Consider the following 16,320-nt stretch of genomic DNA (forward strand, 5'->3'; position numbering starts at 1 on the left):
CATCGACAACACTCTTCGCTACAGGAAACCTTTCAACCGAAAACCCCAGTTCAACCCCCTATGTGATTTTCATCACACACGCTGATATATCGCCACAGCTGGGCAAACACCCTGCCTCTTCCAGCGCAAAAACTCCCGACTCGTCCGCACAATCAGCCATATCACCAAGGCCGCCAGCCCGACCCACACACATGCCAACCACAGCAACTGAAACGCCGACGACCCTCCTATCCAGCGCACATTCCACGCGAAATGCGTCAAGAAGCCCAGACCACCCCACAACACGACCGCCCCCAGCCGCCAAGCGACAGTGCGCGGCTTCCCCGCCTTCGCACCCACGAACAGCGCCAGTCCGATGCCATATCCAACCAACGCGCTGAACATCATGTGCTTCGCCGGCCCTGCGACCATTCGCAAAAGGTACGTCGACATCGCACCCCGCACATCGGACACCGGATCCATCACGGCCAGCATCATGGCGTACATCATGTTCTCGAACACCTCGAAGCCCAGTCCGACCAGCAGCCCGGCGATGATCCCGTGCCACGGGCGGTTCCACCACGCCCGTCCCATCCACAGCAGCAGCCAGATGCCCAGCCCTTTCGCAATCTCCTCTGGGTACGCCCCGGCGAAGCTGGCGGTCATCCTGTGCCAACCCAGCTTATCCACGGCGTGGACCACGGGCGGCTGAATCACGGCCGCCGCCAGCACCACCGAGGCTGCCCCGCCCCACAGCACCGCCAACGCGACCAGCCGCCGAGGCGTTCCTTTATATATAGGCAGCAACCTGATGCACACCAGCACGCCCGCCAGATGTGCCGCGCCGATCAGCAGCACCAGCCCTAGGGTGGAGCTCACCTTCGAGGGGTTGTTGCCGATCAGCAGAAACCCCGACATCACCAGGCTCGGAATCAGAAGCAGCCAATACGCCACCATCCACCCGTCGCGGAACAGCCGCAGCTTCGGCCGGGCCTGCGGCGGGTGCTGCAGGTGAAATTCGCGCGGCACTTCGAACACACGGTAGTTGCGCGCCTTAAACATTGGCCTCACCTGCTCTTTCTTTGTATTTACTATCTAGACTGACGCCGCGCACTAACTCGTTGATCTCTTCTAGCTTTCTTTCGAATGACGCCGACTTCACCGGAATCTGCATCACAACCATCGCTGCGGCCTTGTCCTGTACGAAGGCCACCGAGATAAACCGCTCGTCTCCACGGCGGTAGCTCTGGGACACGCGCAGCTGGTCGACTTTGGCTTTGTCCAGCCGGGACTTGTCTTCCTCCGACAAACCGCTCTTCACGTCCGTCGAATCCAGTTCCAAGCCATCCTGGAAGATCAATGCGCGCAGGCCACGGTTCATGGCGCGCTTGACGGCTTCCTCCGACTTGACGTCCACGTGCGACATACCGATCATGCGAACGTCCTCGCCGTCACAGTCCAGCTGCATGATTCCCGGGCGCCCCAGGCCAGGGGAATCGTGGCAGTCTTCCAAAGCCGCAAAGCGCAGTGGCCACTCGGAATAAGTGAGGATCGAGTCCGCCATCCCGTCCTTGACTGTTAGAGCCTTAGAGCTGTCATCCAGGGTGGCGTCCAGAAGAAAGGCACCTCCAACTAGAAACAACAGGGCAGAAAAGAGCCACGCCGAGTACAGACCGCGCCGTTGTGGGCTGGTCGGCGCGGGGCGATAGGTCGTCGGCGCGGGGCGAGGAGTGGCCGGCGCCACGGGATGCGGAAACATACGTCCCAGCCTAACGACTACCTCGGACACCCTGTCCGGGATGGTGTCTAAGGTGGTGGACATGACTGAAAATAATGCGCAAGAATACACTCCGGCCGCGACGATCCCGGACGATGTCTCCGAGGCTCCGGCCCAGAACCAGGCGGGCGAGGCAACCCAGCCCTCGCCGGCGCAGGACCTGTACCGTCACGTCAACGGCGCATGGCTGGCCACCCACAAGATCCCGAGCGACCGCCCCGTCGACGGCACTTTCCACCAGCTACGCGACCTGTCTGAGCAGGAGGTTCGTGAGATTGTAGAGGCCGCCGCCACCGACGAGCCGGACGGTCGCGTGGGCGCTTTGTACGCGTCTTTTATGGACGTGCAAGGCATCGCCGCCGCGGGTCTGGCGGGTCTGCGGGAGCCTTTGGGGCTTATTAATGACGCCGCCTCGGTCAGCGACCTGGCCAAGGTACTCGGCAGGCTAGATGTGGAAGGCACTGGCGGTGTTGTGGGGTACTGGATCGAGAAGGACTCCAGCGAAGACATTCAGCGTGCCTACCTGGTACAGACGGGGCTGGGGCTGCCGGACGAGGCGTACTACCGGGAGGAACAACACGCAGCGACGCGCGAGGCGTACCGCAAGTTCGTAGAGGACATGTTGGGCCTGGTCAGCGAGCTGGAACTGCCCGGGAAGTACGCGGATGCGGGCGCAGCTGCGGCGGCGGATGCGATCTGTGCCTTCGAGACCGAGCTGGCGCGCGGGCACTGGGACAACGTGGCCAGCCGCGATGCAGAGAAAACCTACAACCCGACGAAGGTGGAGGATCTGCCGACGAGCTTCCCCTTCCGCGAGTGGCTGGCAGCCACTGGTGTGGATACGGAAAGCGCTGGCGGGGCCACCGTCGTGGTGTGCCAGCCCAGCTACTTGGAGCACGTCGCAGCGATGGCAACCGGTGAGGGCGCGGCATCCAGTGAGGGCGATAAGCCACAGGTCAGCGACCTGGACGAGTGGAAGCTGTGGGCGTACTGGCGGGTGATCCTGGGCAACGCGGCCTACCTGCCGACAGAGGTGAACCTGCGGAACTGGGAGTTCTACGGCCGCACCCTGTCCGGTGCCACGGAGCAGCGGGCGCGGTGGAAGCGTGGCGTCGCACTGGTCGAGGGCGCCGTGGGCGAAGAGGTGGGCAAGAAGTTCGTCGCCGAGCACTTCCCGCCGGAGCACAAGAAGAAGATGCTGGAGCTGGTGGATTACCTGATCGCCGCCTACCGCGAGCGCATTAGCGAGCTGGCCTGGATGACCCCCGCGACACGCGAGAAGGCGCTGGCGAAGCTGGATAAGTTCCAGGCGAAGATCGGCTACCCGGATAAGTGGCGCGACTTCGACGGCCTAGAGTTCGGCTCGACCGGCGCGGACCTTTTGACCAACGTGTGGGCGGCGAGCCGCTTCAACCACAAGTACGAGGTATCGAAGTTGGGCAAGCCCAGCGACAACGAAACCTGGTTCGCCACCCCACAGACAGTGAATGCGTTCTACAACCCGGTGAAGAACGACATCACCTTCCCCGCCGCAATCCTGCGCCCGCCGTTCTTCGACCCGGAGGCGGATATGGCCGGCAACTTCGGCGCCATCGGCGCGGTCATCGGCCACGAAATCGGACACGGTTTCGACGACCAGGGCTCGAAGTACGACGGCGACGGCAATCTGAACTCCTGGTGGACCGAGGAGGATCGCGAAGCTTTCACCGCTCTGACCGACAAGCTGGTCGCGCAGTACGACGGCCTGGTGCCGACGGGGCTACGCCAGCGTGGCATCACGGAGCACACCGTCAACGGCAGCTTCACCTTGGGTGAAAACATCGGTGATCTGGGCGGATTGGGCATCGCCATCGTGGCGCTGCGGCGCTACCTGGCCGACCAGGGGCAGACCTTCGAGACGGCGGAGAAGCTGCCGGTCGAGGGTCTGGTGGATGCCGATGGCAACCCGGACACCACCGAGTACACCGCCCTGCAGCGCGTGTTCCTGCGCTGGGCGCGGATCTGGCAGACCGCGATCCGCCCGCAGATGGCGGCGCAGTACGCGTCCATCGACCCGCACTCGCCAGCGGAGTTCCGCTGCAACGTTGTCTCCAGCAACATCGCGGAGTTCTACGAGGCCTTCGACGTCCGCGAGGGCGACGGCATGTGGCTGGCGGAGGACGAGCGCGTCTGCATCTGGTAATGCACTAGCCCGGCGCCTGCTGGGGCTCACGCTAGCCGGGCGCCTGCTGGGGCTCGCGCTAACCCGGCGCGCTAAAACGCCTGGAAGTTCTCCGGGGCCAGCAGATCCGGCTCGTGCGCATCCTCATCGGGGACGAACTCCTCGATCTCGCAAAGGTTCACCAGCGCACCCGTCGGGTCCTCGATGGTCGCCATGCGGCCGAACTCGGACTCCCAGGCCGGGCGAACCACCTTCCCGCCCAGCTCGGGCGTATTAGCGACCGCATCGTCCACATTGGCCACGCCCAGGTACACGGTCCACATCCCCGGCACCTCCAACGCGGAGGTATCCCACAGGCCGACCACCGCCGCGCCGTCGAACTCGCCGGTAGCATAGCGGAAGTCATCGGTCCCCGCAGCTTTGATATCCCAACCCGCCAGCTCGTGGTAGAACTCCAGGGTCGTTTCCCAGTTCTGAGCCACCATCAGCTCAAACCACACCGGGGTTCCGGGCTCGCCCGCGGCGATCAGAGCATGCTCGTCCGCCGGGTTGCGCAGGCCAATCGTCGCGCCCGACGGGTCGATGAGCACGGCCATGTCGCCCCGCTCCCCCAGATCCTGCGGCTCCAGCACGGACTTCGCCCCCGCCTGCACGGCTTTGTCGTGCGCCTTCTTCACGTCCGGGGTGTACAGCAGTACTCCCCACACGGACTGGTTCCCCTCCGGAATCTGCGCGATGCCCGCCACCGGCATGCCCTGCTTCTTCGCCACAGAGTAGCCGTCGGCCAGGGACTCGAACTCCCAGCCCAGCAGCTCGCCGTAGAACTTCTCCGACTTCACCGCATCGGTACTGGCCAGATCCAGCCATACGGGCATTCCGGGCTGGGCGATCATCGCGGGCATGTTTCCTCCACTGCTTTTTTGTGTTCTTGTTGGGGGCTAACTGTTGTTTTCTATTGACGCCAACCCGGCCCCCACCGGGCAGGCGATCGGATAACGCTAGATCGCGTTGTCCTCGCGAACATCTTCCAGGCTGACGTTGCGCCACTTTTCCGGGTCGAAGTCATCGTCTGCGGTGGCTTCGTCAAAGAACTCGCCGAGGTCGTCGTCGGCATCTTCCGAGCTGGTCGTAGCAGCTGCGCCCGCGGTGCTAACCACCACGGCTCCGGCCAACACATCGCCAGTTTCCGCATCCACCAGGGTCACCTCGTCGCCCGGGCGCAGCGTCTTGCCACGGCGGGTATCTACTTCACCGTTGACCTGCACGGCTCCGGCGGCGATGGCCTCTTTGGCCTCCCCGCCGGTCTCTACCAGGTTCGCCAGTTTGATGAACTGCCCCAGTTTGATGTCGGAATCGCGAATGCTGACCTCTGGAAATCCCATGAGCCTCAGTCTAGCTGCCTTTAGCTACCCACCAGCAGGCGCACACCCTCGAAGGCCAGGAACGCGCCCAGCACGACGAATAGCACCCCGGCCACCATCTCGATAAAGGGATTGATGCGCTGGATCTTCTCCGCCCCCGCGGCCACCGCCATGGCGAAGCCGCAGAACCACGCCACACCCACGATGGTCATCAGAATCAGCACCAGCAGCCGGTCCAGCAAGGAAGTCTCTACCGGGATGAACTGCGCAAACACCGAACCAAAGAACAGCAGCGCCTTGGGGTTCGACAGGTTGGTCGCAAGCCCCAGGCGCCAGGAGGCGAAGTCCCCCAGCGGTGCAGCCGCGGAACCCCGCGATCCGCCGTCGGTGACTGGGGCGCGGGTGGCGTCATTAAAAGAAACAGCGGGCAAGACCGCCCGCGCGCGCCAATCCGCATAACCGGAACGGAACGCGCCTTGGCCCATGTAGATCAGGAAACAGCCGCCGAACAGGTACAACGCGGTAAGGATCCACGGGAAAGCCGCTATCAACGCGGCCAGGCCCAGCATCGTGACCACCGGCCACAGCACATTGCCCGTGCAGATGCCCAGCGCGGCGAACACGGCCGAGCGGCGCGACCGTGCACCCAAACGAATGAGCTGCACGGTGTCCGGGCCTGGCACCGCAATGGCCAGCACCCAGGCACCGAGCAGCCCTAGGTAAGCGGCTAGGCTCAAGCCTGCATCGCCACATCAGTCGGGTTGATCGGGCGCGGCAGGGCGGTCTCGCCCATCAGCTCGCGGTCCAGCTCCGCAGCGGCGGAACGGCCCTCCGAGATGCCCCACACGATCAGGGACTGGCCGCGGCCCGCGTCGCCGGCGACGAACACCGGAATGTCCGCGAACTCGGCGTTGGTGGGCTGGGCGCGGAAGGTCTCGTCGCGCTCCAGGCGGCCGCGCTCGCCGATCTTCAGACCCAGGTCTCGCACCACCGGGGTCTCCTCAACGGAGACAAATCCCATCGCCAGCAGCACCAGGTCGGCATCCATCTCGAAGTCGGACTCCGGGATGTTTTCCAAGCCGTTTTCGCCGAAGCGGCACTCGGCGCCCTTCAGGCCGGTGACCTTCTCGCCGTCGCCGGTGATCTCCACGGTGTTGATGGAGTAACGGCGGATGCCCAGCTCGTCGCCCTGCTGGCGCTCGGCCAGGCCCAGGGCGGCGATCTCGTCGGCGGACTCGTTGCCGGTCACGCGGTACTCGCCCTCCTCGTGGGCGGACGCCACGCGCCAGATGCGCGGGTAGGTCGGCCACGGGGTGGAGGCACCACGGGTCTTCGGTGGCTTCGGGGTGATGTCGAACTGGGAAACCTCAATGGCGCCCTGGCGCAGCGCGGTGCCGAAGCAGTCGGTGCCGGTATCGCCACCGCCGATGATGACCACGCGCTTGCCCTTGGCGTTGATGGTGGATTCCTCGCGGTCGCCTTCGCAGACCTTGTTGGCCTCCGGCAGGTACTCCATCGCCTGGTACACGCCCTTCAGGTCGCGGCCCGCCACGGGCAGGTCGCGGCCAACGGTGGAGCCGATGGCGACGATCACGCCGTCGAACTCCTTCAGCTGCTCGCCGGTGGGAGAGGTGTTGACGACGAACTTTGTGCCCTCGGCCTCCATCTGCTCCAGACGGCGGTCGATCCACTTCTTTTCCATCTTGTACTCGGGCACTCCGTAGCGCATCAGGCCGCCGATGCGGTCGGCGCGCTCGAAGACGGTGACGTCGTGGCCTGCGCGGGTCAGCTGCTGCGCGGCGGCCAGGCCGGCCGGGCCGGAGCCGACGACAGCTACGCGCTGGCCGGTCTTGAAGCTCGGCTTGATCGGCTGGATCCAGCCTTCCTTCCAGGCGTGCTCGACGATGGTGTACTCGACGGTCTTGATGTTCACCGGATCATCGCCGATGCCCAGCACACAGGCGCCTTCGCAGGGTGCGGGGCACAGGCGGCCGGTGAACTCCGGGAAGTTGTTGGTGGCGTGCAGGCGGTCGTAGGCCTCGCGCCAGTTGCCCTTGCGTACCAGGTCGTTCCACTCGGGGATGATGTTGCCCAGCGGGCAGCCATCGTGGCAAAACGGGATGCCACAGTCCATGCAGCGGCTGGCCTGGGTCTGCACCTTGTCATCGGAGAAGTCCTCGTAGACCTCGTTCCAATCCAGCAGGCGCAGCGGGACGGGTCGGTGTGCCGCCGACTCGCGGCGGTGCTTCAGGAATCCGCGTGGATCAGCCATTTACTTCACTTCCTCCATGATTGCGGCGGCGATGCCGTCCTTGTCGAGCCCCTCAGCTTCGGCGCGCGCGATCGTCTTGAGCACACGGGCGTAGTCGCGGGGCATGACCTTGATCAGGTCCGCGGCGTTGACCTCCACGGTAGATCCGGTCAGGTCGCGGTGGGTCTGGATCGTCTGCTCGACCCATCGCAGTTCTTCCTCGTCGGTGATCTTTTCGATGTCTACGAGCTCGGTGTTGATTCTGTTTGTGACGCCACTACCGTCATCCACCAGGTAGGCAATGCCACCGGACATGCCGGCTGCGAAGTTGTTGCCGATCTTGCCCAGGACGATGACCCGGCCGCCGGTCATGTACTCGCAGCCATGGTTGCCCACGCCTTCAACGACGGCGGTGAGGCCGGAGTTACGTACACAGAAGCGCTCGCCCACGGTGCCGCGAATGAACATTGCGCCCTGTACGCCGCCGAAGCCCAACACGTTGCCGGCGATGACGTCGCTGGTGAAGTCCTCAGCCGCGTCGTCCGCCGTCGGGCGGATGACAATGCGGCCGCCGGACAGGCCCTTGCCCACGTAGTCGTTGGCGTCACCGTTAAGAGTGAGCGTCATGCCGTGGGTGGCAAAGGCACCGAAAGAGTTACCGGCGGAACCCGTGAACTGCAGGTTCACCGTGTCCTGCGGCAGGCCGTCGCGGCCAGCCACGCGGGAGATCAGCGAGCCAGTCATGGTGCCGACCGTGCGGTTGACGTTGGTGATCGGGTAGCTGAGCTCGATCGATACGTCCTCGCCCGCAGCGGCGCGGCGGATCGTGTCTTCCGCGTCCTTGCGGATCTGGTTGTCCAGCGCCTTGTCCAGCGAGTGATCCTGCTCCTTGGTGCAGTGCAGATCCTGGTGCATGAAGGGGCTGTCCGGCTGGGCGAAGATCGGCTCCAGGTTCAGCTTGCCCGCGGTTTTGTGCTCGACTTCCATCTCGCCGCCGGTGAGGCATTCGGAGTGGCCCACGGCCTCTTCCAGGGTGCGGAAGCCCAGCTCTGCGAGGTATTCGCGGACCTCTTCGGCGATGAACTTGAAGAAGTTCACCACGTGCTCGGCCTGGCCGGTGTAGCGCTTGCGCAGCTCCGGGTTCTGGGTTGCCACGCCCACCGGGCAGGTATCCAGGTGGCAGACGCGCATCATGATGCAGCCGGAGACCACCAGCGGAGCCGTCGCGAAGCCGAACTCCTCGGCGCCCAACAGGGCTGCGACCATCACGTCGCGGCCGGTCTTCAGCTGACCGTCACACTGGACAGTGATGCGGTCGCGCAGGCCGTTCATCAGCAGGGTTTGCTGGGTCTCGGCCAGGCCGAGCTCCCACGGACCACCCGCGTGCTTCAGCGAGGTCAGCGGGGAGGCACCCGTGCCGCCGTCGTGGCCGGAGATCAGCACCACGTCCGCGTGCGCCTTGGACACACCGGCGGCGACCGTGCCCACGCCCTGCTCGGCGACGAGCTTGACGTGGATGCGCGCATCCGGGTTGGCGTTCTTCAGGTCGTGGATCAGCTGCGCCAGGTCCTCGATGGAGTAAATGTCGTGGTGCGGTGGCGGGGAGATCAGGCCCACGCCCGGGGTGGTCACACGCACCTCGGCGATCCAGGGGTACACCTTGTGTGGCGGCAGCTGGCCGCCTTCGCCCGGCTTGGCGCCCTGCGCCATCTTGATCTGGATGTCCGTGCAGTTGTTCAGGTAGTGGCTGGTCACGCCGAAGCGGCCGGAGGCCACCTGCTTGATGGCGGAACGCTTCCAGTCGCCGTTCGCCTCCGGCTCGAAGCGGGCCGGATCCTCGCCGCCCTCACCGGAGTTGGACATGCCCTTCAGTCGGTTCATCGCGATCGCCAGGGTCTCGTGTGCCTCGGCGGAGATGGAACCATAGGACATCGCACCGGTGGCGAAGCGCTTCACGATCTCGCTGACCGGCTCGACCTCCTCGATCGGGATCGACGGGCGGTTGGACTTGAACTTGAACAGGCCACGCAGGGTAGCCAGCCGTTCGGACTGCTTGTCGACCTTCTCGGTGTACTCCTTGAAGATTCGGTACTGCCCGGTGCGGGTCGCGTGCTGCAGCTTGAACACGGTCTCGGGGTTGAACAGGTGGTATTCGCCCTCGCGGCGCCACTTGTACTCGCCGCCGATTTCCAGCTCGCGGTGTGCCTGCTCCTCGGGGCGGGGCAGGAATGCCGCGCGGTGGCGCTTGGCCACATCATCGGCGATCTCGTCCAGGCCGATGCCGGAGATCGGGCTGAATGCGCCGACGAAGTACTCGTCGAGCAGGTTCTGGTGCAGGCCCACAACGTCGGCCAGCTGCGAGCCGCGGTAGCTCGCCACCGTCGCGATGCCCATCTTGGACATGACCTTCTGGATGCCGGTGGTCGCGGCCTTGATGTAGTTTTCCTCGGCCTCTTCTGTGGTGACGCCCACTCGTCCGTCGTTGACCATTTCATTGACGGTCTCGAGGGCCATGTACGGGTTGATGGCATCCGCGCCGAAGTTGATGAGCATGGCCAGGTGGTGCACCTCGCGGGCTCCGCCGGACTCGATCACCAGCGATGCGCGGGTGCGCGTCTTCTCCTGCACCATGTGGTGGTGCACGGCGCTGGTCAGCAGCAACGACGGGATCGGAGCGTAGCGCTCATCGGACTCGCGGTCAGAGAGGATCAGGATGGTTGCGCCATCCTCGATGGCCTCCGTGACCTGGCGACGGACGCGCTTGATGGCCTCGCGCAAGCCCTTGCCGCCGTGTGCCACGTTGTACAAGCCTGGGATGCGCACGGCCTTGAAGGCACTGAGGTCTGCGCCAGAGCCGGAAGCCTCCGCGTTTTCCGCGGCACTCGCCAGGTTGGCCAGCGTCTGGTTACCCAGAATCGGAGTGTCCAGGTGGATCCGGTGGGCGGCGTCCGGACCAGGATTTAGAACATCCGCCTGCGCACCCAACTGGGTAAACATGCTGGTGACCATCTTCTCGCGGTAGCTATCCAGCGGCGGGTTGGTGACCTGGGCGAAACGCTGTGCGAAGAAGTCGTACAGCAGGCGCGGGCGGTTGGACAGGGCGGCGATGGGCGTATCGGTACCCATCGAACCGATGCCCTCGGCACCCTTGGCAGCCATCGGCAGCAGCAGGGTCTCGAGGTCTTCCTCGGTGTAGCCGAACACGCGCTGGCGCAGGACGATGCGCTCGTGGTTCATGCCGATCGGCTCGGCCGCCGGCAGATCGGATACCTTCACCAGGTGCTCGTCGACCCACTCCTGGTACGGCTGGTCGGCCAGGGACTGCTTGATCTCCTCGTCCTCAACTACGCAGCCACGGGAGGTGTCGACCAGGAACATCTTGCCCGGCTCCACGCGGGTGCGCTTGACGATCTGGCTGTCCGGGATGTCCAGAACGCCGGCCTCGGAAGCCATAACGACCAGGCCGTCCTTGGTAATCCAGATGCGTCCCGGGCGCAGACCATTGCGGTCCAGGGTGGCGCCGATAAGGGTGCCGTCGGTGAACGTGATGGCGGCCGGGCCGTCCCAGGCCTCCATGAAGCTGGAGTGGTACTCGTAGAACGCGCGGACCTGCGGGTCGATATGCGGGTTGCGCTCCCATGCCTGTGGAACCATCATCAGCACGGCGTGCGGCAGGCTGCGACCGGCCAGGTGCAGCAGCTCCAGGGCCTCGTCGAAGCGGCCCGTGTCCGAGCCTTCCGGGTCACAGATCGGCAGCACGCGATCCAGGTCGCCCAGTACCTCGGAGCGCAGCTGGGATTCGCGGGCACGCATCCAGTTTTCGTTGCCGCGGACGGTGTTGATCTCACCGTTGTGGGCAACCAGGCGGTAAGGGTGTGCCAGCGGCCAGGACGGGAAGGTGTTGGTGGAGAAGCGGGAGTGCACGATAGCCAGTGCGGACTCCATGCGCTCGTCTTGCAGGTCCAGGTAGAAGTCCCGCAACTGCGGGGTGGTCAGCATGCCCTTGTACACGATGGTGCGGGCGGACAGGGAGGGGAAGTACACTGTGTCTCCACCGGAGCCCTCGCCCGGACCCTTGGTGCCGAGTTCGCGCTCTGCACGCTTGCGTACGAAGAAGGCTCGACGGTCGAGCTCGAGGCCCTCTAGAGGGGAGCCGTTGGCGTCCTCACCAGAGATAAACAGCTGGTGGAACAGCGGCTCGGCGTCGCGCGCGATGGCGCCCAGGCTCGAGTCGTCGACCGGCACGTCGCGCCAGCCGATAAGGTTCAGCCCCTCTTCCTCCACAATGGCCTCGACGGCGCGCACAGCGTCGAGCGCGGCCATGCGGGAGTTGGGCAGGAAGGCGATGCCGGTGGCGTACTGTCCAGCCGGCGGCAGGGTGATGTCCTGCTTGGCCATTTCCTCTCGGTAGAAACGGTCCGGGATTTGGATGAGGATGCCGGCGCCGTCGCCGGTGTTCTTCTCCGCTCCAGCTGCTCCGCGGTGATCCAGGTTCACCAGGGCCTGAATGCCCTTGTCCACAATGTCGCGTGTCGCGCGGCCGTGCATGTCAGCCACGAAGGCGACACCACACGCATCATGCTCAAACTGGGGGTCGTAAAGACCCTGGCGCGCAGGGTAGTTTTTCATGATTTACGGCCTAACTCTCGTCACAGGTACTGCAGTTGCATATGCGAATAAAGTTGCAATCGGGTCGCGGTTCTGCTGGTGACTTGCGTCTCTAGCAAAATCTAGCTGTCACACCGATCACATCATTTCGTCATGGGTTCTCTAGACTGCACCGACCGGCGCGAACAGACAAAATTAGGCTTGCCTTGCTCTTTCTAGCTTAACCCTATCGTGTGATCGGAATCACGCTGAACAGCGATGATTGTCATGCATTACTCACATTTTGATACATACTTTAACCCGCGTCGGGCTGAATGCTCTCGGTTTCTCGAAAAGCCCCACAAGTTTTTGCGCAGTTAGGAATAATTGCGCCCATGACGAACCAGCCTTCCAACGACTCTTCCGTCCGCACCCTGCTGCCGCTGACTACGGCACCCGGCGCAGCCACTCTCACCGCCACCCCGACCGAGGATCCCGCCACCGCTTACAAGACCCTCCTCTCCCCCATCCAGGTCGGCAAGACCACCTTCCGCAACCGCGTGATCATGGGCTCCATGCACACCGGCCTGGAGGACAACACCGAAGATGTACCAAAGCTCGCCGCCTTCTACGCCGCCCGCGCCGAGGGTGGCGTGGCCGCGATGGTCACGGGCGGCTACCCACCGGTTCTAGAGGGCAACCTGACCCCCTACGGCACCCCGTTCAACACCCCGGAGATCGCCGAAGCGCACCGCGAAATCACCGATGCGGTGCATGCCGGTGGCGCGAAGATCCTGCTGCAGCTGCTGCACGCGGGTCGCTATGGCTACCACCCGATGGTGCAGTCCGCCTCTGCGTCGCAGTCGCCGATCAGCCCCTTCCCCGCCCGGGAGATGACGGGAGAAGAGGTAGAAAAGCTTGTTGACGCCTTCGCCGCCTCCGCCGCCCTCGCTGCCGACGCAGGCTACGACGGCGTACAGGTGATGGGCTCCGAGGGTTATCTGATCAACCAGTTCCTCGCGGAGCGCACGAACCAGCGCACTGACAAGTGGGGAGGTTCGGTGGAAAACCGCCAGCGCTTCCCCGTGGAGATTGTGAAGGCCATCCGCGCCAAGGTGCCGGAGGACTTCGTAATCGACTACCGCATCTCCGTGCTGGAGTTGGTCGAGGGCGGCCAGAGCCAGGAGGAGATCCTGCAGCTGGCCAAGAAGCTCGAAGAGGCCGGAGCGGACATGCTAAGCTCCGGCGTGGGCTGGCATGAGGCACAGGTCCCGACGATCGTGACCTCCGTGCCCCGCGGCGCTTTCGCCTGGGCCACGCAGAAGGTGCGCGAACACGTAAACATCCCGGTGGTGGCTTCTAACCGCATCAACACCCCAGAGGTTGCCGAGGCCGTGCTGGACGGCACCTGGGATGGTGGCAGCGGCGAGCCCGCCGGCAAGCCCCAGGCCGACCTGGTCTCCATGGCCCGCCCGCTGCTGGCGGATCCGGAGTTCGTCAACCGCGCAGCGCGGGGCCTGAATGCCGAGATCAACCACTGCATCGCCTGCAACCAGGCCTGCTTGGATCACACCTTCGGCAACCAGCGGGCAACCTGCCTGGTTAACCCGCGGGCGGCTTACGAGACGGAACTGGAGTTGCTGCCCGCGCAGGGTACGAAGAAGATCGGCGTGATCGGCGGCGGTGTAGCCGGACTCTTCGCTGCTGAAGCGCTGGCACTCCGTGGCCACGACGTCACTGTCTTTGAGGCCGCCGACACCCTGGGCGGACAGTTCAACCTAGCGATGCGTGTGCCGGGTAAGGAAGAGTTCGTGCAGGCTCTGTACGCGGTGGTTAACCGCCTGGAGGGTCTGAAGGTGAACATCTCCACCGGCAAGGCCGTGACCCCCGAAGAGCTGCAGGCCGATGGATTCGAGGAGGTCGTGGTGGCCACGGGCGTGCGCCCGCGCATTCCTGAGTTCCCCGGTGTGGCCGAAGGCTTGGAGGGCACAATCGACGGCGTGACTGTCGCCACTTATGCCGAGCTGATCTCCGGCAAGAAGGCTCCGGGCGAATACGTGGCCGTCATCGGCGCCGGTGGCATCGGCTACGACGTCGCGGAGTTCCTGCTGGAGGATCGCCAGGGCGAGCCGCAGTCCTTAACCTCCTGGAACAGCCAGTGGGGCGTGGTCGAGGATTCCGACGTACACGGCAACCTTTCCGCCCCGAAGCCGGAGCGCCCACAGCGTCGCGTGGTGATGCTGCAGCGTAAGCCGACCCGCATGGGCCGCTCGCTGGGCAAGACGACCGGCTGGGTGCACCGTGCGACAGTTGCGATGGGTGGCACGGAGCAGATCGTGGGCGTGACCTACGAGAAGATCGATTCCGATGGCCTGCACATCACCGTTCCGGTGGAGGATCCGCAGGTCACCCTGAAGAAGATCAAGCAGATCAAGTCCGGCACCTTCGAAGGCCGAACCCTGGATCGCGCAGAGAAGCAGGAACTGTTGGAGCAGATCGAGCGCGAAACCAAGGAGAACCGCGAAGAGCGTGTGCTGAACGTGGACACGGTCGTGCTGTGCACCGGCCAGGAGTCCGTCCGCCCGGCAGGCGCTGAACAGGATAGTGCCGACAATAAGGACTCCGGCAACGTTCACATCATCGGCGGTGCAGACGTCGCCGCGGAGCTGGACGCCAAGCGCGCCATCCGCCAAGCCGTCGAGCTGGCCGCCAAGATCTAAGCGGCCGCACTATCCCTCTAAGGCTCCACCACCCGGTCGTCAACCATGCCGATGGCCTGCATCAGCGCATAACAGGTGGTGGGGCCAACGAATTGGAAGCCACGGCGCTTGAGTTCCCGCGCCAACGCGCGGGATTCCTGCGAGGTCGAGGGCACGTCGTCCAACGTAGCGGGCCGGGAGTGCTCGGCCGGAGTGAAAGACCACACCAGCACGGGCAGTCCGGGAGCGAGCCTGTTTGCCGCACCACCCAGCACCTGGCGCGCCGGTGAATCCTCCGGCAAGACCTGATACTCGTCCAACTGTCGCAGCGCCAACGTCGCCTTGGCATTTTCGTATAGTGCCTCGTGTTTGCGGGCATTGCGAATCAAACGCTCATCCTGCAGAGCAGCGCGTCTTTGGGGTTCACTCATTTCGGTGATGCGTTGGGCGTCAAAAAGAAAGAACACAGAACGAAAATCCCGCCGCTTGCGCAGGATCGTGGCCCACGACAACCCCGATTGGAAGCCCTCTAGGGAGATGCGTTCCAGAAGGCCGTGCTCGGTAATGACGGGGCGACCCCATTCGTTGTCGTAGTAGTCCAGCTCGACCTCGCTGCGATAGGCCCACGGTGGACGGGCCACCCCGGATTCGTCGGTGAGTTGACCGGTGCTGGTGGTGAGTAACTGCCGTGTGCCTTCCATCGCGTTTCTTCTTTCCTTTCAACTGCGAAAAGCCTAGCTGCCGCGTGTAAGCGCTAGTAGCAATCAACAGCGTAATAAAAACGCCGGACAACCTCCGCGCGAGCAGCTTCTTACCCCACCCCTACTGCGGAGTTATCCACAGAGCCCTGACTTGTGGACAACCCTACTTGGGGGTAGAAAAATGGCACTCACCAGGATGCCTGCCCCTCGAAAGGGGTCGCCTTCTACATAGCGGAAAGTCGCGACTAAGCTTAAAATAACCCAACAGCAAGGGCTGTTTTTATTACCTCACTTTTCAGCCTCTCGCAGAGCCTTCGCTCGGCTCTGCGATTGCTTTTCAGGGTTCGCAGCACCGACCCGACTGCTCGAGCCCACGGTTGTATCGCAGCCAGAAAACAACGTGGAACGCTTTAAGTAATAGACGGGAGGAAACCCGATGGAAGGTCGCCCCACAGTCGGCCCTGCGGAACCCACCGTGGCTCCGCAGCCGATATCGCCGCAGCGCGATACCGGTACATTTCGCGCCGTATCTGTTCAGCGCGGCGGATTCCTCAACGAATCGGGCGAGCCAGCCGTTTCCAGGAATGAAGAAAGCGCCCGACCTGAGGTCGAGGCGCCTACTCGGGAAGAATCGAAAAGTGACCCTTTCCGTTCCTACTTCTTCATCGGAACACTGATTTTCATCATCTGCGGACTGATCGTCTTGCTGCTAGTGCTGTGGCTAGGCCAAGGCTTGGAAGCCGAAAGCGCGCGCCTCGGCGTAAGCACTCAGCCCACCATGGGAGCGCGTTAACGCCCCGTAGC

11 protein-coding genes are annotated in these 16,320 nt (G+C 64.0%); 3 read left to right on the top strand and 8 right to left on the bottom strand.

Translation table 11 applies throughout. The features are described from left to right. Positions 1–72: 72 nt before the first annotated feature. Positions 73–1,041: a PrsW family intramembrane metalloprotease gene (locus L8U58_RS08915; RefSeq protein ID WP_034979947.1), complete on the bottom strand. Its 969-nt coding sequence runs from the start codon at positions 1,039–1,041 to the stop codon at positions 73–75. Next, positions 1,034–1,738 carry a hypothetical protein gene (locus L8U58_RS08920; RefSeq protein WP_269955165.1) on the bottom strand — a complete coding sequence of 235 codons (705 nt, stop codon included), beginning with the start codon at positions 1,736–1,738 and terminating at the stop codon, positions 1,034–1,036. Before L8U58_RS08920 ends, L8U58_RS08915 begins: the two co-directional genes overlap by 8 nt. Positions 1,739–1,799: 61 nt before the next feature. Here L8U58_RS08920 and L8U58_RS08925 point away from each other — a divergent pair, with 61 nt between their 5' ends. Further along, on the top strand, positions 1,800–3,938 hold the full coding sequence (locus L8U58_RS08925; protein ID WP_269955166.1) for a M13 family metallopeptidase: 2,139 nt from the start codon (positions 1,800–1,802) through the stop codon (positions 3,936–3,938). A 71-nt stretch (positions 3,939–4,009) separates the two neighbouring features. On the opposite strand, the gene L8U58_RS08930 is transcribed toward L8U58_RS08925, so the two are convergent. From L8U58_RS08930 to gltB, 5 genes are all read right to left on the bottom strand, one after another. Beyond that, positions 4,010–4,819 (bottom strand): VOC family protein, encoded by an 810-nt coding sequence (locus tag L8U58_RS08930; RefSeq protein WP_269955167.1) that lies wholly within the window; start codon positions 4,817–4,819, stop codon positions 4,010–4,012. A gap of 96 nt (positions 4,820–4,915) precedes the next feature. Continuing rightward, positions 4,916–5,299: an RNA-binding S4 domain-containing protein gene (locus tag L8U58_RS08935; protein WP_034974149.1), complete on the bottom strand. Its 384-nt coding sequence runs from the start codon at positions 5,297–5,299 to the stop codon at positions 4,916–4,918. A gap of 20 nt (positions 5,300–5,319) precedes the next feature. Continuing rightward, a complete protein-coding gene (locus L8U58_RS08940) occupies positions 5,320–6,015 on the bottom strand; it encodes a LysE family translocator (RefSeq protein WP_269955168.1) in 696 nt (231 codons plus the stop codon). Then, positions 6,012–7,550 carry a glutamate synthase subunit beta gene (locus tag L8U58_RS08945; protein ID WP_269955169.1) on the bottom strand — a complete coding sequence of 513 codons (1,539 nt, stop codon included), beginning with the start codon at positions 7,548–7,550 and terminating at the stop codon, positions 6,012–6,014. Before L8U58_RS08945 ends, L8U58_RS08940 begins: the two co-directional genes overlap by 4 nt. After that, on the bottom strand, positions 7,551–12,158 hold the full coding sequence (gene gltB / locus L8U58_RS08950) for a glutamate synthase large subunit (protein ID WP_269955170.1): 4,608 nt from the start codon (positions 12,156–12,158) through the stop codon (positions 7,551–7,553). It lies immediately after the preceding gene. Positions 12,159–12,511: 353 nt separating this feature from the next. Between gltB and L8U58_RS08955 the strand changes: the two genes are divergently transcribed. Further along, the gene (locus L8U58_RS08955; protein WP_269955171.1) at positions 12,512–14,836 is read left to right on the top strand and encodes an NADPH-dependent 2,4-dienoyl-CoA reductase; all 2,325 of its coding nucleotides are present in this window, start codon (positions 12,512–12,514) and stop codon (positions 14,834–14,836) included. Positions 14,837–14,853: 17 nt separating this feature from the next. Here L8U58_RS08955 and L8U58_RS08960 read toward each other — a convergent pair whose 3' ends face one another. Then, on the bottom strand, positions 14,854–15,516 hold the full coding sequence (locus tag L8U58_RS08960; protein ID WP_034966472.1) for a DNA-3-methyladenine glycosylase I: 663 nt from the start codon (positions 15,514–15,516) through the stop codon (positions 14,854–14,856). 436 nt (positions 15,517–15,952) lie between these two features. Here L8U58_RS08960 and L8U58_RS08965 point away from each other — a divergent pair, with 436 nt between their 5' ends. Continuing rightward, positions 15,953–16,309, top strand: coding sequence for a hypothetical protein (locus L8U58_RS08965; protein ID WP_034966474.1), 357 nt, complete (start codon positions 15,953–15,955; stop codon positions 16,307–16,309). Positions 16,310–16,320: the final 11 nt, after the last annotated feature.

The sequence above is a fragment of the Corynebacterium macclintockiae genome, assembly GCF_027570165.1.
GTDB classification, from domain to species: domain Bacteria; phylum Actinomycetota; class Actinomycetes; order Mycobacteriales; family Mycobacteriaceae; genus Corynebacterium; species Corynebacterium macclintockiae.

What these genes read in the sequence shown, in the direction of transcription:
- L8U58_RS08915 (WP_034979947.1), bottom strand. Translation starts at nt 1,041, where the DNA reads ATGTTTAAGGCGCGCAACTACCGTGTGTTCGAAGTGCCGCGCGAATTT.
- L8U58_RS08920 (WP_269955165.1), bottom strand. Translation starts at nt 1,738, where the DNA reads ATGTTTCCGCATCCCGTGGCGCCGGCCACTCCTCGCCCCGCGCCGACG.
- L8U58_RS08925 (WP_269955166.1), top strand. Translation starts at nt 1,800, where the DNA reads ATGACTGAAAATAATGCGCAAGAATACACTCCGGCCGCGACGATCCCG.
- L8U58_RS08930 (WP_269955167.1), bottom strand. Translation starts at nt 4,819, where the DNA reads ATGCCCGCGATGATCGCCCAGCCCGGAATGCCCGTATGGCTGGATCTG.
- L8U58_RS08935 (WP_034974149.1), bottom strand. Translation starts at nt 5,299, where the DNA reads ATGGGATTTCCAGAGGTCAGCATTCGCGATTCCGACATCAAACTGGGG.
- L8U58_RS08945 (WP_269955169.1), bottom strand. Translation starts at nt 7,550, where the DNA reads ATGGCTGATCCACGCGGATTCCTGAAGCACCGCCGCGAGTCGGCGGCA.
- gltB (WP_269955170.1), bottom strand. Translation starts at nt 12,158, where the DNA reads ATGAAAAACTACCCTGCGCGCCAGGGTCTTTACGACCCCCAGTTTGAG.
- L8U58_RS08955 (WP_269955171.1), top strand. Translation starts at nt 12,512, where the DNA reads ATGACGAACCAGCCTTCCAACGACTCTTCCGTCCGCACCCTGCTGCCG.
- L8U58_RS08960 (WP_034966472.1), bottom strand. Translation starts at nt 15,516, where the DNA reads ATGGAAGGCACACGGCAGTTACTCACCACCAGCACCGGTCAACTCACC.
- L8U58_RS08965 (WP_034966474.1), top strand. Translation starts at nt 15,953, where the DNA reads ATGGAAGGTCGCCCCACAGTCGGCCCTGCGGAACCCACCGTGGCTCCG.